This window comes from Methylobacterium tardum, assembly GCF_023546765.1.
Lineage (GTDB): Bacteria > Pseudomonadota > Alphaproteobacteria > Rhizobiales > Beijerinckiaceae > Methylobacterium > Methylobacterium tardum.
Genome location: NZ_CP097484.1, coordinates 559,039 through 583,894, shown reverse-complemented (window position 1 = coordinate 583,894; position 24,856 = coordinate 559,039). Strand labels below are relative to the sequence as shown.

26 protein-coding genes and 2 pseudogenes are annotated in these 24,856 nt (G+C 69.5%); 11 read left to right on the top strand and 17 right to left on the bottom strand.

What is annotated here, in order from left to right; translation table 11 throughout:
• Positions 1 to 134: 134 nt before the first annotated feature.
• From M6G65_RS02825 to M6G65_RS02805, 5 genes are all read right to left on the bottom strand, one after another.
• Complete coding sequence (locus M6G65_RS02825) at positions 135 to 1,634, bottom strand: carboxypeptidase M32 (protein ID WP_250103542.1); 1,500 nt, start codon at positions 1,632 to 1,634, stop codon at positions 135 to 137.
• Between the two features lie 44 nt (positions 1,635 to 1,678).
• Positions 1,679 to 3,487, bottom strand: a complete 1,809-nt coding sequence (locus M6G65_RS02820; RefSeq protein ID WP_250103541.1) for an ATP-binding cassette domain-containing protein — start codon at positions 3,485 to 3,487, stop codon at positions 1,679 to 1,681.
• A 66-nt stretch (positions 3,488 to 3,553) separates the two neighbouring features.
• Positions 3,554 to 3,790, bottom strand: coding sequence for a hypothetical protein (locus tag M6G65_RS02815; protein WP_238196479.1), 237 nt, complete (start codon positions 3,788 to 3,790; stop codon positions 3,554 to 3,556).
• Between the two features lie 80 nt (positions 3,791 to 3,870).
• Complete coding sequence (locus tag M6G65_RS02810; protein WP_192708616.1) at positions 3,871 to 4,185, bottom strand: polyhydroxyalkanoic acid system family protein; 315 nt, start codon at positions 4,183 to 4,185, stop codon at positions 3,871 to 3,873.
• A 111-nt stretch (positions 4,186 to 4,296) separates the two neighbouring features.
• A complete protein-coding gene (locus M6G65_RS02805; protein ID WP_238196593.1) occupies positions 4,297 to 4,608 on the bottom strand; it encodes a septal ring lytic transglycosylase RlpA family protein in 312 nt (103 codons plus the stop codon).
• 624 nt (positions 4,609 to 5,232) lie between these two features.
• Between M6G65_RS02805 and M6G65_RS33385 the strand changes: the two are divergent.
• Positions 5,233 to 6,422: pseudogene (locus M6G65_RS33385) on the top strand (DNA methyltransferase).
• Positions 6,423 to 6,640: 218 nt separating this feature from the next.
• Here the strand turns inward: M6G65_RS33385 and mutY are convergent.
• Complete coding sequence (gene mutY / locus M6G65_RS02790) at positions 6,641 to 7,975, bottom strand: A/G-specific adenine glycosylase (protein WP_238196481.1); 1,335 nt, start codon at positions 7,973 to 7,975, stop codon at positions 6,641 to 6,643.
• 133 nt (positions 7,976 to 8,108) lie between these two features.
• Between mutY and M6G65_RS02785 the strand changes: the two genes are divergently transcribed.
• From M6G65_RS02785 to M6G65_RS02750, 8 genes are all read left to right on the top strand, one after another.
• The gene (locus M6G65_RS02785; RefSeq protein WP_238196482.1) at positions 8,109 to 8,591 is read left to right on the top strand and encodes a DUF721 domain-containing protein; all 483 of its coding nucleotides are present in this window, start codon (positions 8,109 to 8,111) and stop codon (positions 8,589 to 8,591) included.
• A 116-nt stretch (positions 8,592 to 8,707) separates the two neighbouring features.
• A complete protein-coding gene (locus M6G65_RS02780) occupies positions 8,708 to 9,352 on the top strand; it encodes a DsbA family protein (protein ID WP_238196483.1) in 645 nt (214 codons plus the stop codon).
• 190 nt (positions 9,353 to 9,542) lie between these two features.
• Positions 9,543 to 9,917 carry an AtpZ/AtpI family protein gene (locus tag M6G65_RS02775; protein WP_238196484.1) on the top strand — a complete coding sequence of 125 codons (375 nt, stop codon included), beginning with the start codon at positions 9,543 to 9,545 and terminating at the stop codon, positions 9,915 to 9,917.
• 72 nt (positions 9,918 to 9,989) lie between these two features.
• The gene (locus tag M6G65_RS02770) at positions 9,990 to 10,745 is read left to right on the top strand and encodes a F0F1 ATP synthase subunit A (RefSeq protein WP_238196485.1); all 756 of its coding nucleotides are present in this window, start codon (positions 9,990 to 9,992) and stop codon (positions 10,743 to 10,745) included.
• A 66-nt stretch (positions 10,746 to 10,811) separates the two neighbouring features.
• Positions 10,812 to 11,039 (top strand): F0F1 ATP synthase subunit C, encoded by a 228-nt coding sequence (locus tag M6G65_RS02765; RefSeq protein ID WP_007566773.1) that lies wholly within the window; start codon positions 10,812 to 10,814, stop codon positions 11,037 to 11,039.
• A gap of 139 nt (positions 11,040 to 11,178) precedes the next feature.
• The gene (locus M6G65_RS02760; protein WP_238196486.1) at positions 11,179 to 11,757 is read left to right on the top strand and encodes a F0F1 ATP synthase subunit B family protein; all 579 of its coding nucleotides are present in this window, start codon (positions 11,179 to 11,181) and stop codon (positions 11,755 to 11,757) included.
• A 16-nt stretch (positions 11,758 to 11,773) separates the two neighbouring features.
• Complete coding sequence (locus M6G65_RS02755; RefSeq protein WP_250104197.1) at positions 11,774 to 12,259, top strand: F0F1 ATP synthase subunit B family protein; 486 nt, start codon at positions 11,774 to 11,776, stop codon at positions 12,257 to 12,259.
• Positions 12,260 to 12,413: 154 nt separating this feature from the next.
• Positions 12,414 to 13,694 (top strand): NAD(P)/FAD-dependent oxidoreductase, encoded by a 1,281-nt coding sequence (locus M6G65_RS02750; RefSeq protein ID WP_250103540.1) that lies wholly within the window; start codon positions 12,414 to 12,416, stop codon positions 13,692 to 13,694.
• Between the two features lie 6 nt (positions 13,695 to 13,700).
• Here M6G65_RS02750 and M6G65_RS02745 read toward each other — a convergent pair whose 3' ends face one another.
• Both M6G65_RS02745 and M6G65_RS02740 read right to left on the bottom strand, forming a co-directional pair.
• Complete coding sequence (locus M6G65_RS02745; protein WP_238196488.1) at positions 13,701 to 14,570, bottom strand: formate/nitrite transporter family protein; 870 nt, start codon at positions 14,568 to 14,570, stop codon at positions 13,701 to 13,703.
• A gap of 45 nt (positions 14,571 to 14,615) precedes the next feature.
• Positions 14,616 to 15,356: a competence/damage-inducible protein A gene (locus M6G65_RS02740; protein WP_250103539.1), complete on the bottom strand. Its 741-nt coding sequence runs from the start codon at positions 15,354 to 15,356 to the stop codon at positions 14,616 to 14,618.
• A gap of 77 nt (positions 15,357 to 15,433) precedes the next feature.
• On the opposite strand from M6G65_RS02740, the gene sfsA reads away from it, so the two are divergent.
• Entirely contained in the window at positions 15,434 to 16,147 is a 714-nt protein-coding gene (sfsA, locus tag M6G65_RS02735; protein ID WP_250103538.1) for a DNA/RNA nuclease SfsA, read from the top strand.
• Here sfsA and M6G65_RS02730 read toward each other — a convergent pair.
• Complete coding sequence (locus M6G65_RS02730) at positions 16,134 to 16,976, bottom strand: FkbM family methyltransferase (protein WP_238196491.1); 843 nt, start codon at positions 16,974 to 16,976, stop codon at positions 16,134 to 16,136. The two genes, sfsA and M6G65_RS02730, sit on opposite strands and share 14 nt — an antisense overlap.
• A 117-nt stretch (positions 16,977 to 17,093) precedes the next feature.
• Here M6G65_RS02730 and M6G65_RS02725 point away from each other — a divergent pair, with 117 nt between their 5' ends.
• Positions 17,094 to 17,858: an alpha/beta fold hydrolase gene (locus M6G65_RS02725; protein WP_238196492.1), complete on the top strand. Its 765-nt coding sequence runs from the start codon at positions 17,094 to 17,096 to the stop codon at positions 17,856 to 17,858.
• A gap of 4 nt (positions 17,859 to 17,862) precedes the next feature.
• Here M6G65_RS02725 and M6G65_RS02720 read toward each other — a convergent pair whose 3' ends face one another.
• The 8 genes and pseudogenes from M6G65_RS02720 to M6G65_RS02685 all read right to left on the bottom strand — a co-directional run bounded on the left by M6G65_RS02720 (position 17,863) and on the right by M6G65_RS02685 (position 24,856).
• Positions 17,863 to 18,624 carry an ABC transporter permease gene (locus M6G65_RS02720; RefSeq protein WP_379011913.1) on the bottom strand — a complete coding sequence of 254 codons (762 nt, stop codon included), beginning with the start codon at positions 18,622 to 18,624 and terminating at the stop codon, positions 17,863 to 17,865.
• A gap of 14 nt (positions 18,625 to 18,638) precedes the next feature.
• Complete coding sequence (locus tag M6G65_RS02715) at positions 18,639 to 19,574, bottom strand: ABC transporter ATP-binding protein (RefSeq protein ID WP_238196595.1); 936 nt, start codon at positions 19,572 to 19,574, stop codon at positions 18,639 to 18,641.
• A 163-nt stretch (positions 19,575 to 19,737) separates the two neighbouring features.
• Positions 19,738 to 20,055 carry a hypothetical protein gene (locus tag M6G65_RS02710; protein WP_250103536.1) on the bottom strand — a complete coding sequence of 106 codons (318 nt, stop codon included), beginning with the start codon at positions 20,053 to 20,055 and terminating at the stop codon, positions 19,738 to 19,740.
• Positions 20,056 to 20,278: 223 nt separating this feature from the next.
• On the bottom strand, positions 20,279 to 20,590 hold the full coding sequence (locus M6G65_RS02705) for a hypothetical protein (protein WP_238196494.1): 312 nt from the start codon (positions 20,588 to 20,590) through the stop codon (positions 20,279 to 20,281).
• Between the two features lie 806 nt (positions 20,591 to 21,396).
• Entirely contained in the window at positions 21,397 to 21,654 is a 258-nt protein-coding gene (locus tag M6G65_RS02700; RefSeq protein ID WP_238196495.1) for a hypothetical protein, read from the bottom strand.
• A gap of 27 nt (positions 21,655 to 21,681) precedes the next feature.
• A complete protein-coding gene (locus M6G65_RS02695; RefSeq protein ID WP_192708597.1) occupies positions 21,682 to 22,065 on the bottom strand; it encodes an SUF system Fe-S cluster assembly protein in 384 nt (127 codons plus the stop codon).
• Between the two features lie 51 nt (positions 22,066 to 22,116).
• On the bottom strand, positions 22,117 to 23,361 hold the full coding sequence (locus tag M6G65_RS02690; RefSeq protein WP_238196496.1) for a cysteine desulfurase: 1,245 nt from the start codon (positions 23,359 to 23,361) through the stop codon (positions 22,117 to 22,119).
• 174 nt (positions 23,362 to 23,535) lie between these two features.
• Positions 23,536 to 24,856: pseudogene (locus M6G65_RS02685) on the bottom strand (SufB/SufD family protein).

Here is a 24,856-nt window from a genome sequence, read left to right as displayed (position 1 = left end):
GCGCAGCAGGGCCCGGAATCCAGATCCGCAACGGTCAGCGAGCCGAGCGCCGTCGGCGGCTCTGGATCCCGGGCTCCGCTGCGCGGCCCCGGGATGACGTGGCGGCAGGCGATGGCCTGCCTGCGAGAGCCCGGTCAGCCTCGCGCGTCCCCGAGATACCGGGCCTCCAGATGCGCCCGGAACGAAGCGGTGCCGAGCGGCGCGCCCGTGGCGCGGGTGAGCAGGTCGTCGGTGCCGAGCAGAGAGCCGACTTCGTGCACGTTGCTCCGCAGCCAACCGCGCAGGGGCCCGAAATCGCCCTCTGCCAGGCAGCCCGGAAGCGCCGGCTCGGCCGACCGCGCGGCCCGGAACAGCTGCGCCGCCGCCATGGCGCCGAGCGTGTAGGTCGGGAAGTAGCCGAAGGCGCCGCTCGGCCAGTGGATGTCCTGCAGGCAGCCCACCCGGTCGTCCGGCACGGTCAGGCCCAGCAGCTCCCGCAGGCCGTCGTTGAAGGCGCCCGGCAGGTCCCGAACAGCGAGGTCGCCCGCGATCATCGCGGTCTCCAGGCGGTAGCGCAGCAGGATATGGGCCGGGTAGGTCGCCTCGTCGGCATCGACCCGGATGAAGCCCGGCGCGACCCGGGTGTTGAGCGCGTGCAGGTTCTCGGCCGACCATTCCGGCCCGGACCGGCCGAACGCCGCGCGCAGCAGCGGCGCCAGGAAGGTGAAGAACTCCCGGCTGCGGCAGGCCTGCATCTCGATGATCAGCGACTGGCTCTCGTGCAGGCTCATGCCCCGGGCCGCGCCGACCGGCTGGTGCCGCCAGGCTGCCGGCCGGCCCTGTTCGTAGAGGGCGTGCCCGGTCTCGTGCAGCACGCCCATCAGGGCGCGGCCGAAATCGGCGGCGTCGTAGCGGGTGGTGATCCTTACGTCGTCGGTGGCGCCGCCGCAGAACGGGTGCAGGCTGATGTCGAGCCGGCCGCGGGTGAAGTCGAAGCCCACCGCCTCCATGAGCTTGAGGCCGAGCTCCCGCTGGACCGCCACGTCGAACGGGCCGGTCAGCGGCAGCGGCGCCGGGCGGGCGGCCTGCATCTCCCGGGCGCGGGCGATCAGCGCCGGCAGCCAGCTGGTCAGATCCGCGAACAGCGGGTCGATCACCGCCCGGCGCATCCCGGGATCGTAGCTGTCGAGCAGCGCGTCGTAGGGGTCGAGCCCGAGGGCCGCGCCCTTGGCCTGCCCGATCTCCCGCTGGAGCCGCAGCACCTCGGCGAGGTGCGGCTCGAGCACGGCAAAGTCCGCGTCCCGCCGCGCCTCGCGCCAGACCACCTCGGAGCGGGACACCGCGCGGGAGCTCGCCTCCACGAGGTCGCGGGGGACGGCCGTGGCGTGGGCCTGGGCGCGGCGCATCTCGCGCAGGTTGGCGGCCGGCCAGGATTCGAGGCCGCTCGCCCGCTCGGCGGCCGCCAAGTCCTCGGCCGCTTCGGGCGCCGTCAGGATCTCGTGCGCCAGCCCGCGCAGGATCGCGAGCTGGTCGCCCCTTGCCTCGGCGGCGCCGTCGGGCATCAGCGTCTGCGCGTCCCAGCCGAGGATCCCGGCGGCGCCTTCGAGGGCCGCGAGCCGGGCGAAACGCTGTTCGAGGGTCTGGTAGGCGGTCATGCGGTCTCCGGTCCCAGGGAATGTCTCGCGGCTGCCGGCGGCGCTCACCCCGCCTGCAGCATCTCCAGCTCCAGCCAGCGGTCCTCCGCCTGCGACAGCTCGGTCTCGGCCTGCGCCAGCATGGACGAAGCCTTGTCGAAGCGGGCGGGATCGCGGGCGTACAGGTCGGGATCGGCCAGGATCGTCTTGAGCTGGCCGATCGCCGCCTCCAGCTTCTGCATCCGGGCCGGCAGCGTCTTCAGCTCGTGCTGCTCGTTGAAGCCGAGCTTGGGCTTGCCGGCCGGCGCGGCAGCCGTCCCGGTGCGCGCCTTGGTTTCCCGGGGCTCCTTGGCCTTCGGGGCGACCGTGCGCGCCTCGACCCCCTGCCCGCGCTGGATCAGCATGTCGCTGTAGCCGCCGGCATACTCGACCCAGCGGCCCGCTCCCTCGGACACCAGCACGCTGCCGACCACCCGGTCGAGGAAGTCGCGGTCGTGGCTGACCAGGATCAGTGTGCCCTGGTAGTCGCCCAGCATCTCCTGGAGAAGGTCGAGAGTCTCGAGGTCGAGGTCGTTGGTCGGCTCGTCGAGGACCAGCAGGTTGGCGGGCTGGGCCAGGGCACGGGCGATCAGCAGCCGGTTGCGCTCGCCGCCCGACAGGACCGAGACCGGCGTGCGCGCCTGCTCGGGGGCGAACAGGAAGTCCTTGAGGTAGCCGATCACGTGCCGGCTCTGACCGTTGACCGTGACGCTGTCACCCCGCCCGCCCGTCAGCACGTCGGTGACGGTCATGCCCGGCTCCAGCACGGCCCGGGCCTGATCGAGGACCACCGGAAGGAGGTTGGTGCCGAGGACGATCTGCCCCGAATCGGGCGCGAGCCGGCCCATCAGCAGGTTGATCAGCGTGCTCTTGCCGGCGCCGTTGGCGCCGACGATGCCCAGCCGGTCGCCGCGCATCACCCGCAGGGACAGGCCGTCGGCGATCGGCCGGTCGCCGTAGGCTTTCGCGATGTCGCGGGCCTCGACCACGAGGCTCCCGGAGGATTCCGCGTCGGAGGCCTGCATGCTGACGCTGCCCACCGGACGGCGGACCTCGCGGCGGTTCTTGCGCAGCTCGTGCAGGTTGCCGAGCCGGCGGACGTTGCGCTTTCGCCGGGCGGTGACGCCGTAGCGCAGCCAGTGCTCCTCGGCGGCGATCTTGCGGTCGAGCTTGTGCTGGTCGCGCTCCTCCTCCTCGAAGAACGCGTCGCGCCATGCCTCGAAGCCGGAGAAGCCCTGGTCGATCCGCCGGGTCTCGCCGCGGTCGAGCCAGATCGTGGCCCGCGACAGGGCCGACAGGAAGCGGCGGTCATGGCTGATCAGGACCAGGGCCGCGCGGGTGCCCTTCAGCTCCGATTCGAGCCACTCGATCGCCGGCAGATCGAGGTGGTTGGTGGGCTCGTCGAGGAGCAGCACGTCGGGCTCGGGCGCGAGCGCCTGGGCCAGCGCGGTGCGCCGGCCCTCGCCGCCGGACAGCTTCGTCGGATCCTCCGCGCCGGTGAGCCCGAGGCTCTCCAGCAGGTAGCGGGCGCGGTGGGTGGATTCGCCCGGCGGCAGCCCGGCCTCGGCGAATTCGAGCGTGGTCGCGAAGCCCGAGAAGTCCGGCTCCTGCGCGAGGTACCGGATCGTCGTGCCGGGCTGGACGAAGCGGCGGCCCTTGTCGGGCTCCGCGATGCCCGCGGCGATCTTCATCAGCGTCGACTTGCCGGACCCGTTCCGCCCGACGAGGCAGGTCCGCTCGCCAGGGGCGATGGTGAGCTCGGCGCGGCTGATCAGCGGCGTACCGCCGAAGGTGAGCGCGACGTCCTGAAGAGTGAGAAGCGGTGGAGCGGCCATGGGCCGGCTTATGGCAGCGCGAGGCGGCCGGTTCAAACGGTGCCGCCCCGCCGGAACTTCGCCCGGTCAGGCGATCGGGTTCGCCGGCCCGGTGGGCGGGCTGATCTCCGGCGCGCCGGGATCGTTGACGGGGATCTCGGGCGGCTGGATGCCCGGCGCCTCGGCGGGCGTATTCCCGGGGATCTCCGGCCCCGGGGGCTGCGTCGGGGCCTGCGGCGGGTCGTAGGGCCGGTCGGGTGCCGGACCCGGCTGCGGCGGCACCTCGGGGACCTGCCCCGGGTCGGCGAGCGTGAACTGGGACACGGTGTTCCTCCGGATGGCCAACGGTGCGTTCCTGCACCGTTCGGGCGGAAACGAGGTCCCGCCCCTCCGGTTCCGGACGGCTACTTCTTGGTGAGCAGCAGGTTGCCTTCCTTGCTTGCCACCTTCTGGATCTTCTCGGCGAACAGGGCGAGCAGGAACGGCAGCTTCACCTCAAGGCGCACGCTCTCCGCGCCGACATCGATGGTTCCGGCGACGTTCTGCGCGAGCGCCGACACGCCGAAATCGAGCCGGTCCCCGGTCCACGCCAGCTGGTCGACCGCGATGCCGCTCTTGGCCAGGAATGCCCGTGCCTGCTCGGTGCCCTGCTCGAGGCGCCGCTTGGCCTCGTCGCGGCCGAGGTCGTGCGGGATATCGACGATGAGGGGCTTGGGCATGGGCAGCTGATCCGGATTGAACCCGGCTGCAGATGGGGCCTCGCATCGTCGCCGACAACGCCCGGGAGCCGCCCTGCCCCTTCGGAGCCGGGCGGCTGAAGGTCTGCGACGTTATTTCAGGACCTGCAGGGAGACGTAGGTCGTGCCGCCCATGCCGAGGGCACGGGCCGAGCCGCGCGACAGGTCGATGATGCGGCCGCGCACGAAGGGACCGCGGTCGTTGATGCGCACCACGACCGAGCGCCCGGTCCGCTTGTTCTCGACGCGGACCCGGGTTCCGAAGGGCAGGCTGCGATGGGCGGCGGTCAGTCCGTTGGGGTTGAAGTGCTCGCCGTTCGCGGTGCGGTGCCCGCTGCCGTACCAGGAGGCCGCTCCGCTCTGCGCGGTGGCCGGGACAGTCGTTCCGAGGACGGTGGACAGCATTCCAAGCGAGGCGACGAACTTTCCGAAACCAAACGACATTCTCAACGCATTCCCTTTGTTTTTGTCGGGGCGGCGCCAGTCGTGTGGGAAATCGGCCGGAATATGGCAGGTGTTTGCTTACTGCCGAGGTCACATTTTGGCCGGTTTCGTCCTGGTCATTCTCATTACATAGGCGTTTATTTCGGATTATTTCCGTCTGATCTTTGAAATACACATAGGTCAGTCGAGCGATGTATTGTGCAAGATCTCCCGCGGCCGGGCGGAAAGGCGGCGAAATGGGCGCAGATTCCTAAGCCCTGCGCTGGCTGTGACCCTGCCTCCCGCTGGGCTTGACCCGGACGACACGAGCAAAGCCGATGGCTGTCGCCGATCATGCGAGGCGCTTCGGCAAGGATAGCCTGCGCGACGGCCGCCCGGCCGGCAGGCGAATCCTGATTTCGCCTGGCCGTGGGTACCCGGGATGGGTCCGGTAACCCTTGCTTAATCTGTGCGGTGTCTGGCCTGATTTGCGCCCGGCAAAAATTGCAGCCCCAGAACGGGACGCATCGCGGGCAAAATCGACAACGCGACCTTTACCGTACCCGGGGCATGGTCTGCCGGTCAGTCGCGTAACCGGTGTTTGCCATGGCTTCCCCGCGTACCGTGGCTGCCGACGCCGTCGCCCGGAAACAGGTCTCGCGTGCCGGGCGGCCCGCGTCGGCGCCACGGATGGGTCTCGTACCCGCCCAGCGTTTCCTACCCCTCGACCAGGTTCTCGTCGGGGATTGCATCGCGGCCATGAACGCCCTGCCGGCGTCGAGCGTCGACTGCGTGTTCGCCGACCCGCCCTACAACCTGCAGCTCGGCGACGCCGGCCTGCTGCGCCCGGACCAGAGCCGCGTCGACGCCGTCGGCGACGACTGGGACAAGTTCGCCACCTTCGAGGCCTACGACGCCTTCACCCGGGACTGGCTCGCAGCCTGCCGCCGCGTGATGAAGCCGAACGCGACCCTCTGGGTGATCGGGTCTTACCACAACATCTTCCGCGTCGGGAGCGCGTTGCAGGATCTCGGTTACTGGATCCTCAACGACATCGTCTGGCGCAAGGCCAATCCGATGCCGAACTTCCGCGGCAAGCGCTTCACCAACGCCCACGAGACCCTGATCTGGGCCTCGCGTTCGGCGGAGTCGAAGGGCTACACCTTCCATTACGAGGCGCTCAAGGGGGGAACGAAGACCTCCAGATGCGCTCCGACTGGTTCATCCCCCTCTGCACCGGCGAGGAGCGCCTGAAGGATGCGGCGGGGCATAAGGTCCACCCGACGCAGAAGCCCGAGGCCCTGCTCGCCCGGACGCTGCTGGCGGCGACCAATCCCGGCGACGTGGTGCTCGATCCGTTCTTCGGCACCGGAACGACCGGCGCCGTCGCCAAGCGCCTCGGCCGCCGTTTCATCGGCATCGAGCGCGAGACGGTCTACGCGGAGGCCGCTCGTGAGCGGATCGCCGCCGTCGAGACCCTGTCGAAAGCCGCCCTTATGGTCGCGCCGACCAAGCGCGCCGAGCCGCGGGTGCCGTTCCTGTCGGTGATCGAGGCCGGGCACATCCGTCCCGGGGAGATCGTGACCGACGAGCGCCGCCGCTTCCGCGCCACGGTGCGCCCGGATGGCCAGCTCGACAACGGTCTCGTCATCGGCTCGATCCACAAGATCGGTGCCCTGGTCCAGGGGCTCCCCGCCTGCAACGGCTGGACCTTCTGGCACGTGGAGCGTGGCGGCAAGCCGGTGGTCATCGACACCTACCGGGCCGGCCTCCGGCAGGCGATGGCGAACGGCTGAACCCTTTTCCGCTTGCTGCGGCCGACAACTGCGGCGCAACCATCAACTGGCGGTAGAACCGCATCCCACACAGGGTCAGTCATTCCGGGACTGCGAAGCAGGGCCTGGAATCCAGAACCGCGCCGTCACCGAGTCGGGGCGCCACGGACCGAACCGAGCACGTATCTGGATTCCGGGCTCTCGCCTGCGGCGAGCCCCGGAATGACGGCGCGATCTTGTTACGATCGTCTGCGGGCCGGTCCCCGGCGTCGCGGCGGTGGCGGCCCGGCGGGCGGCTCCACCTCCCCCTCCAGCAGATCATCCGCTTCCGGCGGCGGCGCGGGCGCGGGCTTCGGGGGCGGCTTCGGCACGGCGCGCACGCGCGGGCGCGGCTCGGGGTCCGGCATCGACACCGGCGGCTCCATCGCCGCGAGCAGTGGCATCGGCGGCGGCTCCTTCTTGGGGCGGCCGCGCGGCTTCTTCTCGGGCTCGGGCTTCGGGTCGAAGGCGTGCGCCAGGACCTTGCGCATCAGCCCGGGCAGCGGCTCGTCGTCGAGGGCGCTGCGCGGGGTGAAGCGCATGCCGGACGGGGCCGCCGTCGCGAGCGCGACGCGGGCGACGAACACCGTCAGTTCCAGCGGGAAATGCGTGAAGCCGTGGCGAACCAGCCCCGGCAGGCGCTTCCACCGCGCATCGAGGGGGGCGTCCAGAAGCGCGGCGGCAACGTCGTAATCCGGCTCCCAGGCGCTGCCCGGCGGCTCGGCCATGTTGCCGAGCAGCCCCTCCGGGGCCCGGGTCCGCAGCAGCACCGCCTCGTCGCCGCTGCGGATCGCCACGAAGGCCGCGCCGCGGCGGAGCGCCCCCTTGGTCACCTTGATCTTGCGCGGGAACGTCTCCTGGATGCCGAGCGCGCGGGCGCGGCAGGGCCGCATCCAGGGGCAGAGCGCGCAGGCGGGGCGCTTGGGCGTGCAGATCGTCGCGCCGAGATCCATCAGCGCCTGAGCGAAGTCGCCCGGCCTGTCCGCCGGCACCAGCGCCTGCGTCAGGCGGCGGATCTCCGGCCTGCTGCCCGGGAGCGGCGTTTCCACCGCGTAGGCTCGGCTCAGGACGCGCTCGACATTGCCGTCGACCGCCGCCTCCTGCCGGTCGAAGGCGATCGCCGCGATGGCACCGGCCGTGTAGGCGCCGATCCCCGGAAGCTTGCGCAGACCCTCGGCCGTGTCGGGGAAGCGGCCACCTCCGGCCGCGACGGCTTTCGCGCAGGCGTGGAGGTTGCGGGCGCGGGAATAGTAGCCGAGGCCGGCCCAGGCCGACATCACCGCCTCCTCGGGCGCGTCGGCCAGGGCGAAGACGTCCGGGAAGCGCGTCAGGAAGCGCTCGAAATACGGCCGGACCGCCGCGATCGTGGTCTGCTGCAGCATGACCTCGGAAAGCCAGACCCGATAGGGTTCGGGCACCTCGCCGGCGAGCGCCCGCCACGGCAGGACCCGCCGATGCCGGTCGTACCAGGCGAGCAGGTCGTCGGCGCGCGGTCCGGGACCGGGCTCGGGATCCGTGGCTGTGCGAAGCGGCATGGTCAGGTCGACAAGGATCGCGCTGCATAGCCGGAGCCCGGCGGCGATCATAGGGCGGCGAAAGCGCCGGCGCGTCCTCCCTTCGTCAACCATCCTGCGCTACCCTTCGCGGATCCACAGGTCCGGAACCACCATGGCGCGCGTCAAACCGCTGGCCGAACTGATCGAGGGCTGCATCGGCCCGGCGTTCGCGGCGCAAGGATTCGCCTCGACCGACATCCTCGCCGCCTGGCCGGAGATCGTCGGCGAGCGGCTGGCCCGCTATTGCCGACCGTCCAAGCTGGAATGGCCCAAGCGCCGCCGCAAGGATTCGGACGCGCCCGAATCCGGCACGCTGGTGGTGCGCGTCGAGGGGGTGTTCGCCATCGAATTGCAGCACCTCGCGCCGGTGGTGATCCAACGGATCAACGCCCATTACGGCTGGGCCTGCGTTTCGCGGATCGTGCTGCAGCAGGACCGGGTCGGCCGTGGCGGGCGGCAGCCGTCGCGCGCCCGCATCGATCCGGCGCGGGTCGTCGAGGTGCAGCGCGCCGTCTCGGGGATCGAGGATGACGGGCTGCGCGCAGCCCTCGACCGCCTCGGCACCGCCGCCGTCGCCACCCGCCCCGAGCGCTGAGCCGGACGCCGGCGCGTCCGCGGGCGCAGAGGCGATTCGGTCATCTTGCCAGGACGCCCGCGCCCGAGTACCGGCTTTCGCACGCCAAGACCGACCAATTCGGCGGAGCCTGCCCGATGACGACGCGACGCGACGCTCTCAAGATCTCCGGCCTCGCGCTCGGCGCCGGCCTCGCCCTGCCCTACCTCGGCCGCTCCGCTCGGGCGGAGGGCGTCGACACGGCCGCCCTGCTGCAGCCGGGTCCGCTCGGCGATGTCTGGCTCGGCCCGGCGGACGCCAAGTGCACGATCATCGAGTACGCCTCGATGACCTGCTCGCACTGCGCGGCCTTTCATCGGAACACCTGGCCGACCCTCAAGGAGCGCTACATCGACACCGGCAAGGTGCGGTTCACGCTCCGCGAGTTTCCCCTCGATCCCCTGGCCACCGCGGCCTTCATGCTGGCGCGCTGCGAGGGCGATTCCAAGTACTACCCGATCACCGACCTGCTGTTCGACCAGCAGCCGGCCTGGGCCTTCACACAGAAGCCCGTCGACGCGCTGGAGCAGATGCTGCGGCAGGCCGGCTACAACAAGCAGACCTTCGAGGCGTGCCTCAAGGACCAGAAGGTCTACAGCGCGGTGAACGCCGTGAAGCAGCGCGGGCTCGACGTGTTCAAGGTCGATTCCACCCCGACCTTCTTCATCAACGGCGAGCGCTACACCGGCGAGATGACGGTCGAGGGCATGGAGAAGGTGATCAAGCCGATCCTGGGCGCCTAAGCGACCGGCCGGAGCCACGCGCGGAGCGCGGCTCCGGCACAACGTCCCAACCTGAAATACCAACTCAGAATCAAAGACTTACTGTGTATGCGGTTCGCCTTGACACTCAAGATAGGCGAAACTATGGTGCGCCCGCTTGCTGGGGGCGTCCAGCCGGTTCCAGATCCTCCCGCCCGATGAGTTTTGAGCCGTGAACGGCGACGACCCGAGGGACGGGAAAGGGACCGAGCAGACGCCGACGGATAGCGAACTCTCCGCGAGGCTCAGACGTCTCGAGACGCAGATCGAACGGAAGCGGCCGCAGGCTGCTCCCGATCCTTCGGCGCGCCCTCGGAGCGGCGGGGCCTCCTCGCTGGGCCAGGCCATGACGATCTCCACGGAGTTCGTCGCGGGCGTGATCGCGGGGGGCATACTCGGCTGGATCGTCGATCATGTCTTCGGGACCAAGCCCTGGGGAATGATCGTTCTCCTGATGCTGGGGTTCGTCGCGGGGGTCTACAACGTGATGCGGGTGTCGGGTTTCGCCGGCGCGCGTCCGGAACGGCGCGATCGGCAGGAGCCATAAGGCGCGCCGGTCAGTGGTAATCGAGGCGCCCGACAACCGTCGGTGCGCCGGACAAGAAGGGCGGGAGCGGGAATGGCGGTCACGATCGACCCGATCGAGCAGTTCGAGCTGAAGCCGCTCGTCTCGCTCGGCCATATCGGCCATCAGCAGCTCGCGTTCACGCAATCCGCCCTGTACATGTTCGCCGCCGTGGGCGTGATCGCGCTGATCACCATCGTGGCGACGGCGTCGCGCTCGGTGGTTCCGGGCCGGATGCAGTCGCTGGCCGAGATCTTCTACGAATTCATCGCCGACACGCTCCACCAGGCCACCGGCGACGGCGGCAAGCGGTTCATGCCGCTGGTGTTCTCGCTGTTCATGTTCGTGCTGATCCTGAACCTGTTCGGCATGATCCCCTACGCCTTCGCGGTGACCAGCCACCTGATCGTCACCTTCGGCCTCGCCGCGCTGGTGATCTCCACCGTGGTGATCTTCGGCGTGATGAAGCACGGCACCCACTTCTTCGGCCTGTTCGTGCCGTCAGGCGTGCCGAAGCCGCTGCTGGCGATCCTGGTGCCGATCGAGATCATCTCGTTCATCTCGCGCCCGATCAGCCTGTCGGTCCGTCTGTTCGCCAACATGCTGGCCGGCCACATCGCGATGAAGATCTTCGCGTTCTTCGTGGTCCAGCTTCTTCTCGCCGGCGCCTGGAGCGTGCTATCGCCGCTCCCGCTGTTCCTGACGATCGCGCTGACCGCTCTCGAGTTCCTCGTTGCGGCGCTTCAGGCCTACGTCTTCGCGACGCTGACGGCGATCTACCTCAACGACGCCCTTCACCCCGGCCACTGATCGGCCGGCTCCACCCGCCGCAAACGTCAAAGCACGTTTCGATCTGAAGAGACCTCAGGAGTTATCATGGATCCCGTCGCTGCGAAGTACATCGGCGCCGGCCTCGCCTGCCTCGGCATGGCGGGTGCGGGCATCGGCCTCGGCAACCTGTTCGGTCAGTTCCTCGCCGGCGCCCTTCGCAACCCGTCCGCGGCCGACGGCCAGCGCGCCACGCTGCTCCTGGGCTTCGCCCTCACCGAGGCGCTCGGCATCTTCTCGCTGCTGATCGCGCTGCTGCTGCTCTTCGCCGTCTGATCGGCGTCCGGAGGCCGCGGATCCCGCGGCCTCTTCGGGCAGCCGCCCGATGAACGGGTGGGCGCTCCCCGGCGGGGCGCCCGCTTCTTCCGTCACCGCCCTGCGGTGGCACAGCGAACGGTGTCAGTGTAGCGGTCTCATGGCGCAGCCCAATCCCCTCACCACGCCGCCTCCGGGCGCCGACACGCAGATCGTGCCGGGCCATACCGAGCACACGGAAGCGCATACCGGCGCCTTCCCGCCCTTCGAGAGCTCCGGCTTCCTGGCGCAGCTGATCTGGCTCGCCCTGGCCTTCGGGCTGCTCTACTACCTGATGGACAAGATCGCGCTGCCGCGGATCCAGTCGATCCTGCATGCCCGCGCCGAGCGCCTGCGTGCCGACCTGGACCAGGCGCAGGCGATGAAGGCCGAGGCGGATGCCGCCGGCGTGGCCTTCGAGACCGCGCTGCGGGACGCCCAGGGCAAGGCGCGCGACATCGCGCAGACCACCCGCAACGCGCTCGCCGCCGAGGCCGAGACCAAGCGCAAGGCCCTGGAGGAGCAGCTGAACGCCAAGCTCTCCGCCTCCGAGGCGACGATCCGTACACGGACCGAGGCCGCCATGGGCAATGTCCGCTCCATCGCGGGCGAGGCCGCCTCGGCGATCGTCGAGCGCCTCACCGGTCAGGCCCCCGACCGGGCCAGCCTCGACCGCGCCCTCGACGCCACCGCACACTAGACGGGAACCCACGATGCTGCTCGAAGCCGAATTCTGGGTCGCCGTCGCGTTCGTGATCTTCATGGGCATTGCCTGGAAGGTCGGCGGTTTCTCGGCCATGACCAAGGGGCTGGACGGCCGCGCCAACCGTGTCCGCCACGAGCTCGGCGAGGCCAAGCGCCTGCGCGAGGAGGCCGCCGCCGTGCTCGCCGATTACAAGCGCCGCCGCGCCGAGGCCGAGAAGGAGGCCGAGTCGATCGTCGCCGGCGCCCGCGAGGAGGCCCAGCGCGCCGCCGAGGAGGGCCACCGCAAGCTCGACGACTTCCTGGCGCGCCGCACCAAGGCCGCCGAGACCAAGATCGCCCAGGCCGAGGCGCAGGCTGAGGCCCAGGTACGCGCTGCCGCGGCCGAGGCCGCCGTGAAGGTGTCGGAGACGATCCTGCGCGAGCGGCTGCAGGGCGACGCGGCCCAGGGCCTGATCCGCGCCAGCCTCGGCGAGGTCCGGACCCGCCTGCGGTCCTGATCCGGCCGCAGCGCTGCACGGTTTGAGAAAGCCGCCTTCGGGCGGCTTTTTTCATGGTGGACGACGCGCGCAAAGACGCGGTGCATCCGCGCCTGCCGTCGCGAACATCGGTGCCCTGACCGGCGTTCCCGAGGAGGGTGAACGCGGAGACATCATGGCGGACAGGGCTCGGATCGTGATCGTCGGTGGCGGGGTTGCCGGCATCGAGGTGGCCACGAGCCTCGGCCGTGGCGACCGGGCCGACGTGACGCTGGCCGACCGCAGCCTGTCCCACGTCTGGAAGCCGATGCTGCACACCTTCGCGGCCGGCACCGCCCGGGCCGACCGGCAGAAGGTGGATTTCTTCGCTCAGGCACGGCGCAACGGCTTCCGCTTCCAGCCCGGAGCTCTCGTCGGCATCGACCGGCAGGCCCGGCGCGTCCGCCTCGCTGTCGAGGCCGCGGAGGGGCGGCCGGAGGTTGAGATCGCCTACGATCTGCTCGTGCTCGCCATCGGAAGCCGGGCCAACGATTTCGGCACGCCGGGCGTGGCCGAGCACTGCCTGACCATCGATGACCTGACCGAGGCCGAGCATTTCCACGACCAGCTCCGGTGCCACCTGCTGGCGCGTCTCGACCGCGGCGGCATGCTGGAGATCGCGATCGTGGGTGGCGGCGCCACCGGCGTCGAGCTGGCCGCCGAGCTGAAGCACGCCATCAACCTGCTCTCGGCCTACGGCTCGCCGGACCTGCCGGGGCGCCTGCGCCTGACCTTGATCGAGAGCGGGCCGCGCCTGCTGCCGGCCTTCCCCGAGAAGGTCTCGCGCGCCGCCGCCCGGACCCTGTCGGACCTCGCCGTCGAGGTCAGGACCGGCGCGATGGTCACGGCGGCGGACGCGACCGGCTTCACCCTGAAGGACGGCAGCCGAATCCCGGCGGGACTTAAGGTCTGGGCGGCCGGCGTGAAGGCGCCGGACGTGCTTGCGGGTCTCGACGGCCTGGAACGCTCACGGACCGGGCAGCTCGTCGTCGGACCGGATCTGCGTACGACCCGCGATCCCGCCATCATCGCGTTGGGCGACTGCGCCAGCCTCACCGACCCCCAGACCGGCAAGCCGGTCCCGGCGACGGCCCAGGCCGCCCGGCAGCAGGCCCAGCACCTCGCGCGCCATCTTGGCCGCGTCCTGGCCCGCGGCGACACGGTGGCGACGGAGCTTCCGCCGTTCCATTACGTCGAGAAGGGCGCCATCGTCTCGCTGGCCGATTTCAATGGCTGGGGGACGCTGGGCCGCTACACGTTCGGCGGCGGCCGGCTGAACGGGCTGTCCGCGCGCCTGACCCACGACCTGCTGTACCGGCAGCACCAGATCGGCCTCTACGGCCCGCTGCGGGGGACCCTGACATGGGTGCTCGGCGATCTCGACCACCTGATCAGCCCGCCGGTGAAGCTCGACTGACCGGGCTCAATCCGGCCGCTCGCCCTCGACCGCCTTCGTCTCCTCGACCTCCGGCGCCACCTGCCCGTAGTTCAGCACGCCGACCAGGGCCGCGCCGCCGAAGGTGTTGCCGAGCAGGGTCGGCAGGAAGAACTTCAGCGCGTAGTCGTTCATCGTCGCGGCGCCCGTGACCACGAGGTAGAAGGCCTCCACGGAGCCGGCCACGATGTGGGCGAGGCTGCAGAGCGAGACCAGCCACGTCATCAGCAGGATCACGAAGGGCGCGGCGCTGGCGGTCGCCGGCAGGAACCAGACCATCAGGGCGATCATCCAGCCGGCGAAGACAGCCTTGACGAACGTCGCCCAGAATTCGTTGGCGATGGCGTCGTGGCTGATCTCCGCGAAGGCCTTGAGAACCGGAGGCTCGAAGGCTCCGGAATGGGCCATCACTGTGGCGATCGCCAGCGTCCCCAGGATGTTGCCGCATAGGACGATGAGCCAGAGCCGCACCACCCGGAACGCGGTCTTGGCCGACCGGTCGTGCAGCAGCGGCAGGACCGGCGTGATGGTGTTCTCGGTGAAGAGCTGCTGGCGGCCGAGGACGACCACCAGGAAGCCGACCGCGTAGCCCATCGAACTCACGATCTTCGCCCAGTCCGCCTCCGGCAGATGACTCCGCAGGACGCCGGGGACGATCAGAGACAGGGCGATGCTTAGGCCGGCCGCGAAGGCCGAGAGAAATAGGGCCAGGCCGTTGCGCCGCAATTCCTCGTCGCCTTCGAGCCGGATGACCTCGTGCAGCACGTAGGCATCCGGGCGGCCGATATCGGAGACTTCCTTCAGTAACTCGTCGCGCCGAGCTTCCTGCTCGGCCCGCTTGTTCTTGTCCCGGGCCATCCGCCAGCTCCGCTACGCCACTCGATCCGATCGGATGTTCGACACTCAGGCCGTGAGCCGCGCCACCAGCGCCTCGACGGCGCTCCGCGCCTCGGCCAGCGCCTGCGCGTCGCGGCTGCGCACGACGATCCGATTGCGGAACCCCTCCGGCGTCATGGCCGGGTACGAGCCGATGGACACCAATGGGCGCTCCTTCGCGATGGCGCCGAGCTCGCCCGCGTAGCTCCCCTCGGGCACGCCGGCGGCTTCGATCGTCTCGGACATCATCGCGGCGCCACCCTTCAGGGTCGGGGCGATCGAGTCGAGCATGGCCTGCATGATGCTCGGTACGCCGGCCATGACGTGGACATTGCCGATGCGGAAGCCCGGCGCCTTCGAGACCGGGTTGGCGATCAGGTCGGCGCCGAACGGGATCCGCGCCATGCGCAGGCGTGCCTCGTTCAGATCCTCGGGCTTGTGCCGCTCCAGCAGCATCGCCCGGGCGCGCTCGTCCACGTCGATGCCGACCCCGAAGGCCTGGGCCACGCAGTCGGCGGTGATGTCGTCATGGGTCGGGCCGATCCCGCCGGTGGTGAACAGGTAGGTGTAGCGGGCCCGCAGGGCATTGACCGCCTCGGCGATCATCGCGGCCTCGTCGGGCACGATCCGCACCTCGCGCAGGTCGATGCCGGCCGCGGTGAGGAAATCCGCGATGGTGCCGATATTCTTGTCCTTGGTGCGACCCGAGAGGATCTCATCGCCGATCACGAGGATGGCGGCGGTGACGGAATCGGAAGGCTGGTCCATGGGTCTCTGGCGTCGGGCGGGCGTCGCAGGCAGATAGCGCAGCCGCAGCCCACGACTACGTGAACCCCGAGGACCCAATGCAGTTCGCCGCGCCGCTCGTGCCCGGACGGCTCGTGCAGCGCTACAAGCGCTTCCTGGCCGATATCGAGACCGAGGACGGCCCCGTGACCGTCCACTGTCCCAACCCCGGCGCGATGCTCGGCCTGAACAGCCCGGGGGCGCGGGTGCTACTCTCACGCTCGACCAATCCGGCCCGGAAGCTGCCGCTGACCTGGGAACTCGTCGAGGCCGACCTCCCCGGCGGTCCGCAATGGGTCGGCATCAACACCATGCGGCCGAATGGGCTCGTGGCCGAGGCCTTCCGGGCCGGCGCCATCGCGGCGCTCGCCGGCCACGACGTGCTGAGGCCGGAGGTCCGCTACGCGCAGGCGAGCCGGGTCGATTTCCTGGCGAGCGGCGCAGCGGGCGGCCCGTGCCATGTCGAGGTCAAGAACTGCCACATGATGCGGCGGCCCGGCCTCGCGGAATTTCCCGACTGCAAGGCCGCCCGCAGCGCCCGGCACATGCGCGACCTGGCTCAGGTCGTCGCCGAGGGCGGCCGCGCCCTGGTGGTCATCGTGGTGCAGATGGAGGCGGAGGCGTTCGACGTCGCCCGCGACATCGATCCGGCCTTCGACCGGGCGTTCCGGGAGGCGCGGGCCGCGGGCGTGGAGGTCCGCGCCTATCGGTGTGCCGTGGGCCCGGAGGGCGTCGCCATCGCGGACGAGATCCCGGTGGTCACGCCGCCCTGACGGCCGAGCGCTCGAACATGAGGTTCAGCCGGGAGCGCGAGATCTCGCGATAGCCGTAGCTCTCCAGATGCCTCGGCAGGTCGAGCTGCCACTGCCCGGTGCCGTTCTCGATCAGCAGGATCCGCGGCAGCAGCGTCTCCGGCGCCTCGCGCAGAAAGGGCTCCAGGATCAGGTCCTCGGCGCCCTCGACGTCCAGCTTGACGGCATCGACCCGGGTCAGGCCCTCGTTGCGCAGGAGATCCATCAGGGTCACCGCCGGCACGGTGATCCGCGCGCCCTCATTGGTGCCGACGATCCGCAGGCTCGACTCGCCGCGGTTGCGCGGATCGATGAACAGGGTCAGCTCGCCTGCCTTGTCGGCCACCGCGCAGGCGACCGCCTTGACTGTGTGGAACGGGTTCTGGGCGATGTTGTAGGTCAGGCGGTCGAACACGTCGGGCTGCGGCTCGACCGCGACGATCCGCGCCGCCGGGCCCGCGAAAGCCGCCACGCACAGGGCGTAGGCGCCAATATTGGCGCCGATGTCGAGGAACACGCAGTCCTTCGGGAGGCGCGCCTGCAGGAGAGCGCGCTCCTCTGGATCGAAGAATTGCGGCGTGAAGAGTACCTTCTTCTCGCAGTTGTTGTTGTACGGGTGCAGCCGCATCCGCGCGCCGTAGCGGGTCACGTCGAGGGGCTTGCCCCCGAGCCGCGAGATCGCGATCCGGCGCAGGAACAGCGCGAGGCGCCGGCCGTACCAGGAATTGGCGGGGATCCGGTTCGTGCGGCGGGTGATCGCCGCCACGAGGCCGGACGGTTCGTAGGTGCCGTAGGGCTGCGTGTCCGTCATGACCGGCGCGGTTTGCCAGCCGGCGCTCTGACCCGCAAGCGCATCGCTACGCGTTGCCCCGGCGCGTGCGCGTGGTCTAAGCGGGTGGCCGAGCTTACGGAGCATGGATTGCGCGGCATGGAGTCCTTCAATTCCGACGGCGTGCGGATCGCCTATATCGACGTTCCGCCGGCAGACGGCGTTGGCAAGCCGATCCTGCTGATCCACGGCTTCGCGTCGAACCACGCGGTTAACTGGGTCAACACCCAGTGGGTGAGAGCCCTGACCCAGGCCGGATATCGGGCGATCGCGCTGGACAATCGCGGCCACGGCGAGAGCGAGAAGCTCTACGATCCGGCCGCCTACAGCTCCGAGGCGATGGCCGGCGACGCGATCCGCCTCCTCGACCATCTCGAAATCGAACGCGCCCACGTGATGGGCTACTCGATGGGCGGCCGGATCACCGCCCACATCACCCTGGACCACGCGGATCGGGTCCGCTCGGCGCTGATCGGCGGTCTCGGGATGCACTTGGTCGAGGGCAAGGGCCTGCCGTCCGGCATCGCCGAAGCCCTGGAGGCGCCTCCGGGCACGCCGGCCCCGAACCCCACCGCCGCGGCCTTCCGTACCTTTGCCGAGCAGACCCGAAGCGACCTGCGGGCGCTCGCCGCCTGCATGCGCGGCTCGCGCCAGACGCTCAGCCGGGCCGAACTCGCGCAGATCGAGGTGCCGGTTCTGGTCTCGGTCGGGACCCTCGACACCGTGGCGGGCTCGGGCCCGGGGCTCGCCGCCCTGATCCCGGACGCGCGGGCGCTCGAGATCGAGGGCAAAGACCACTCGACCGCGGTCGGCGCCAAGCCGCACCGGGACGGCGTGCTGGCCTTCCTCGCGGCGCAGCCCTGAGGCGTCAGCTCTTCAGCCGGTAGCCCGTGCGGAAGATGTAGGTGACGAGGCCGAGGCAGATCACCAGGAACAGCGCGGTCATGCCCAGGCTGATCGCGATGTTCACGTCCGCCTTGCCGAAGAACGCCCAGCGGAAGCCGCTGATCAGGTACACGACCGGATTGAGCAGGCTCACCGCGTGCCAGAACGGCGGCAGCATGCCGATGGCGTAGAAGCTGCCGCCCAGGAAGGTCAGGGGTGTGACCACGAGGAGCGGCACCAGCTGCAGCTTCTCGAACCCGTCCGCCCACAGGCCGATCACGAAGCCGAACAGGCTGAAGGTCACGGCGGTGAGCAGCAGGAAGCCGATCATCCAGAGCGGGTGGTCGATGCGCAGCGGCACGAACAGCGCCGAGGTCGCCAGGATGATCAGGCCAATCAGGATCGATTTCGAGGCCGCCGCACCGACGAAGCCCAGCACCACCTCGAGGGGCGAGATCGGCGCCGACAGGATCTCGTAGATCGTCCCGGCGAAGCGCGGGAAGTAGATGCCGAACGAGGCGTTCGCGATGCTCTGCGTGAGCAGCGAGAGCATGATCAGGCCGGGCACGATGAACAGCCCGTAGGGCACGCCGTCGACCGCCGAGACCCGCGAGCCGATCGCGGCGCCGAACACCACGAAGTACAGGGTCGCCGAGATCACCGGGGCCAGGATGCTCTGGCCGGCGGTGCGCCAGAACCGGCCCATCTCGAACCGGTAGATCGCCCGGACCGCCGGCCAGTTCATGTTCGTGGCGCTGATCATGCCCGTGCTCCTTCCTCGCGGACGAGACCCACGAAGATGTCCTCCAGCGAACTCTGCTCGGTGTGGAGGTCGTTGAACCGGATGCCCGCCGCCGCCAGGCCGGTCAGCAGCCCGGTGATGCCGGTGCGCTCGGCCCGGGTGTCGTAGGTGTAGACCAGCTCGCTCCCCTCCCCGGCGAGCGCCAGCTCGTAATCGGAGAGGTCCGGCGGGATCGACGCGATCGGCTGCTGGAGATGCAGGGTGAGCTGCTTGCGCCCGAGCTTGCGCATCAGCGCGGCCTTCTCCTCCACCAGGATGATCTCGCCCCGGCGGATCACGCCGATGCGGTCGGCCATCTCCTCGGCCTCCTCGATGTAGTGGGTGGTGAGGATGACGGTGACGCCCTGCTGGCGCAGGTCGCGCACGAGGCGCCACATGTCCTGGCGCAGTTCCACGTCGACGCCGGCGGTCGGCTCGTCGAGGAACAGCACCCGGGGCTCGTGCGACAGGGCCTTGGCGATCAGCACCCGGCGCTTCATGCCGCCCGACAGGGTCATCAGCCGGCTGTCGCGCTTGTCCCAGAGGGACAGCGCCCGCAGGATCCGCTCGATATGGCTGGGATCGGGGCGAAGCCCGAACAGGCCCCGGGAGAAGCTCACGGTGTTCAGCACCGTCTCGAAGGCGTCGGTCGTCAATTCCTGCGGCACGAGACCAATGGCCCGCCGGGCGGAGCGGTAGTCGCCGGCAATGTCGTGGCCGTCGACCAGCACGGTGCCGGAACTCGGCGTGACGATGCCGCAGACGATGTTGATCAGGGTCGACTTGCCGGCGCCGTTGGGGCCCAAGAGCGCGAAGATCTCCCCGCGCTCGATGGCGAGGTTGATGTCGCGCAGGGCTGTGAAGCCCGACTTGTAGGTCTTTGACAGCGACGAGATGGTGATGATCGGCATCAGGGCCTGAACGGAGCAGGGGCGCGCGGGGCCGGAAGCGCCCCGGCCGCGAAGATGCGGCGCGCCGATGGAGGCCCGCCTCGGAGACGGCGGGCGGTATAGCATGCCGTGTGTCCGGCCCTCACAGCCCGCGTGTGCGCGAACGCACCGCCGGATGCACAGAGCCTCATGCGTCGCTGTAGCGTTCCACGAGGGCGAGGCACTCCTTCCGGACATCCGGATCGTCGATCCGCGCGAAGGCGGCCAGAAGCGCCGCGCATTCCGACGCATTTGGCCCTCGGCCCAGCGCGACCAGGGAACCCTTCCCGCGAAAGGTCGTGACCGGGATGTTCAGGGCGTCGGCAATCTGACCGAGCAGCCTCTCCCGCTCATCCGCGCGCGTAGCGGGGTCTTTGGGGTCAAATCCTCCCGCGTCCGTCATGAGGCCTTCAACACCAACCATCGGCCGGGCGCGGAAACGCGCACCATTGCAGGGCTGCACCACGCCACGTGGTGCCTGGCGTGACCATTCACAATTTCTCGGCCAGTGCAACCTACCGTTATGTTTGTACCGTGGCGGAACGATGTGAACTGAACGCTTCCTGACGCAATCGAAGGCGCATTTACCTGGGGGAGAATCAGATTCCGTTCAGAACTCGACTGAGTGCAGATCGGATAGGAGCTTGAAGATGTACAATTGTCAGTAGCGCGATTGGATCAAGCCCGGCCTATGCTGCTCGCCGAAGCGTGATCAGGATCACGAGGCCAGCGAGCGTCGCTGCACCGAGCAGCCTCCGCCAGGGATTGACGCCGCGCACCAGCTCGTCGAGCGCCCACCAGGTTAAAGCGACGTCTGCGGCGAACGACAACCGAGAGGCGAGCGCTTCGGAATCCCGACCCAGCCACGCGCCCACGCTGAGGCCGCCGAAAAGCCAAAGCGGCAGGTTCGGCCATTGCGCAATGGTGATCGTGCCGGTGGTGCGGTCGCGGAACATCCAGTCGACCGCGCGCCGGACCGGACCCGTCCGTTGCTGCAGCATGAGGAGCGTACCTCCGGAGGGTGGGCGCCGGTGCCCCGCTGCGCTTCGGCGAGCCTCGGCGGCATCGAGAACGGTTTGTCGGCGCCGGGCGCAATTAACGAACGGCTAACCTTACTGAATGGAAACCGCTCGTAAATCCCTAACGGAAGCTGAAAGGACTCGCGGAAAATCCGTTAATGCGCTGATAATCTTTCATCGAGCGGCGACGAAGCCGACGAACGCGAGAGGATAGATCATGAGCGCCCGCTTCGAAGATCTGAAGTTCATGTTCACGCTCAGCGCCGTCGTCCTGTGCGGCAGCGGGCTCGACATCATCCTGCGCTGATGGGGGCGGTGAGATCGGGGCTGACCCTGTGAGCGGTACGGATGATTGCGCGGCCGAGAGCCGAGCGGGCGGCGGAGTCCCGTTGCGGTCTGGCGTGACCGCGGCTCGGCACGACCGGGATGGCGCTCAGGCGCGGACCGAACAGGGCCGTCCGGCGCGGTTCTACGACGCCGAGATTGGAGGATGAGCTCTGTCCGGAGCGGAGGAACCCGCGGAGCTCGGCGGCCTTCGCCCGTCGTTCCGCCCGCATTCTGATGGCCGCGATCACGAGGCCGATGAGTCCGGCCATTTCCAGGAATGCCGCGACGACGTAGCCCGAAGCCATCCGCTTTCACCAACCGTGCCGAGGGAGACCGCAACGAAGGCGGCCGATCCGATCTGCGCGGGCATGGTTACCGCGGCCTTAACGGCTACGTAGATTGCCGTAGGCGATCGTGGACGTGTCAGTGCGCACGTGGGACTGATTCAGTCCTGCCTCCTATTACACGGCCACGACACTTTCCGTTTCAGCTGGCTCGACTTGCGCGAGGCGAATCTCGACGCTCATCGGTCCGTCAGGGCCGTAGCCTGGTCGATCAGCCGCTGCCTCCTGCTTGAAGAAGCGCGGCGTCTTCGCATCGCGCTGGACATGCGCCCGGGCGACGCCCCGGAGGCCGAGCCCTATGAGACCACGCTCGTCCCCAGCGATCTTCCAGAGATCGCGGCCCGGCTCGCCCTCGCCGACATCGAGGATCTCCACCCGGGCCGTCGGATCCCCCAGGCCGGCCTACCACATGTCGAGGGCGACGCGCGCCTCGTCCGACATGCGGCTCTGATCCCACGGCGGATCGAACACCATCGTCACCGAACACGACTGGACACCCGGCACGGCGCCTACGGCGTTCTCGACCCAGCCGGGCATCTCGCCCGCCACCGGGCAGCCCGGCGCCGTGAGCGTCATGTCGATGGCGACCTTGCGGTCGTCGTCGATGTCGACCTTGTAGATCAGGCCGAGCTCGTAGATGTCGGCCGGAATCTCCGGATCGTAGACGCTCTTCAGCGCCGCGACGATGTCGTCCGTCAGGCGGTCCAGTTCCGCCGGCGGGATCGCCGAAGCTGCGGCGACTGCGGGGGCATTCATGCCGCCGGTGATGGTGGCGTCGGTGGTCATCGCTTCACTCTCCGCGGGCCCGCGCGGGCGGGACCAGCTTCAACCAGACTATCAGGTAAACAGCATTTCCGCCCTGCCAAGCGCCTCGGCAAGGGCATCGATCTCGGCCGTCGTGTTGTAGAGGCCGAACGAGGCGCGGCAGGTCGAGGTCACGCCGAAACGCTTGAGCAGCGGCATGGCGCAGTGGGTCCCGGCCCGCACCGCGACGCCCTGTCGGTCGATCACGGTGGCGATGTCGTGGGCATGCGCCCCCTTCATCTCGAAGGCGATCACGCCGCCCTTGCCCGGGGCGGTGCCGATCAGCCGCAGCGCGTTCATCGCCCCGAGCCGCTGCTGCGCGTAGGCCGTGAGCTTCGCCTCGTGGGCGGCGATCGCCTCGCGTCCGAGAGTCATCATGTATTCGAGCGCCGCGCCGAGGCCGACCGCCTCGATGATGGCCGGGGTGCCGGCCTCGAACCGGTGCGGCGGATCGTTGTAGGTGATCGCGTCCTCGCTCACCGTACGGATCATCTCGCCGCCGCCCTGATAGGGCGGCAGACGCTCCAGCCATTCCTTCTTGCCGTAGAGCACGCCGATCCCGGTGGGGCCGTAGACCTTGTGGCCGGTGAAGACGAAGAAGTCGCAGTCGAGCGCCTGCACGTCGACCGGTTGATGCACCGCGCTCTGCGCACCGTCGAGCAGGACCGGCACGCCGTGGGCATGGGCGATGCGGACGATCTCCGCGGCGGGGGTCACGGTGCCCAGCACGTTCGACATGTGGGTGATCGCCACCATCTTGGTCCGGGGCGAGAACAGCTTCTCGTACTCCTCGACCAGGAAGTTGCCGTCGTCGTCCACCGGTGCCCACTTGATCACGGCGCCGCGGCGCTCGCGCAGGAAGTGCCAGGGCACGATGTTGGAGTGATGCTCCATGATCGAGAGGATGATCTCGTCCCCCTCCCCGATCAGACCGGCCCAGCCCATCGACGAGGCCACGAGGTTGTAGGCCTCGGTGGCGTTGCGGGTGAAGATGATCTCGTCGGTCGAGGCGGCGTTGAGGAACTGGCGCGTCGTTTCGCGGGCGCCCTCGAACCCCTCGGTGGCGGCGTTCGCCATGTAGTGCAGGCCGCGATGGACGTTGGCATAGCCGGTCTCCATGCAGGAGACCATGGCGTCGATCACCTGACGCGGCTTCTGCGCCGAGGCGGCGTTGTCCAGGTAGACGAGCGGTTTGCCATAGACCTGCTGGCTCAGGATCGGAAAATCCTTCCGGATCACCTCGACATCGTAGGTGGGGGTGAGGACGGGTGCGTTCATCGCTTCTCACTCACAGAGCGCCCTCCTTCCGGAAGGACGGAGTCCCCTCCCCCTTGCGGGGAGGGGGCAGGGGTGGGGGTGGTTCAGGATCGAGCGCCGCGGTGCCTTCTGCACCACCCCCAACTCCGGCTCCTCCCCACAAGGGGGAGGAGAGTGCGTCGCGAAATGTGGACGCTAGCCCCGCGCCCTCAGCCAGGCCTCGATCTCGCCGATCAGCGCCGCGCGGGCGCCCTCGTGCGTGACGGACTCGACAGCCTCGCCCACGAAGGCCTGGACCAGCAGGCTCTCCGCGACGGGACGCGGCAGGCCGCGGGCCATCAGGTAGAACAGCAGGTCCGGGTCCGGTGCGCCGCAGGTGGCCCCGTGGCCGCACGCAACGTCGTCGGCGAAGATCTCCAGCTCCGGCTTGTTCATCATCTGCCCCTCGTCGGTGAGGAGGAGGCAGTCGGACTTCATCTTGCCGTCGGTCTTCTGGGCGACCTGGCGGACGATGATCTTGCCCTGGAACACGCCCGTGGCGTCGCCGTCGATGATCCACTTGAACTGCTCGCGGCCGACGCCGCCGACCGCGGCGTGGTCGGCGAGCAGCGTCGAATCGGCGAGCTGGCCGTTCCGCAGCATCGCCGCACCGTTCACCACGACGTTGGTGTCGTCGCCGGCGACGTGGACGTAGATCTGGTGGCGCGACAGCACCGCCCCGGTCACGAGGTTCACGGTCTCGACCTGACCCTCGGCCTCGACCTTCAACGACAGGGTCGAGAGCGCGATCGTGGCGTCGCCCTCCTTGTTGAGGCGGGTATGCCGGAAGACGGCCCGCGGGCCGACCACCACGTCGAGGGCGTCGTTCGGCTGACAGGTGAGGCCGTCCGGACCTTCATGGCTCTCCAGAAGGGCGAATTCCGCTCCTTCGCCGAGTTGCACGAGGACGCGCGTGGCCGTCGAGAACGGCGCGTCGCCCGAGCCGACGAAGCGGAGATGGACCGGCCGGACCGGCTTCGCGCCGGGGGCGACCGCGATGACTGCGCCGTCCGCCAGGAAGGCGGTGTTCAGCTGGTAGACCGGGTTCTCGCGCGCCTGGGGCACCGGAGCGAGCTGCTTCAGGGCGGTGTCGCCCTGGGTCAGCGCCTCGTTGAGCGGCACGACGCGGACGCCGTCCGGCAGGCTGTCGAGGTCGGACAGCTCGCGGACGAGATGGCCGTTCACGAAGGTCAGGCGCGCGGCCTCGATCCCGCCGAAGCCGGTGGCCTGCGCCACGGCGGCCTTGGCGGCCTCAAGGCTCGGCGCCTCGGCCGGGGGGGCCGCCTCGGTGATGGCGGCGCGCAGGTCCGTATACTTGAACGCCTCGACCCGGCGGCTCGGCAGGCCGGTCGCCTCGAAGAAGCGGAACGCCTCCTCGCGGGCGATCGTCGCGTCGCTGGCGAAGCTCTGGCGGGCCGACTCGAACAGCTTCGACAGGCCGGCCTCGGCGGGAGCGGAGGTTGGTGACGTCGGCCAT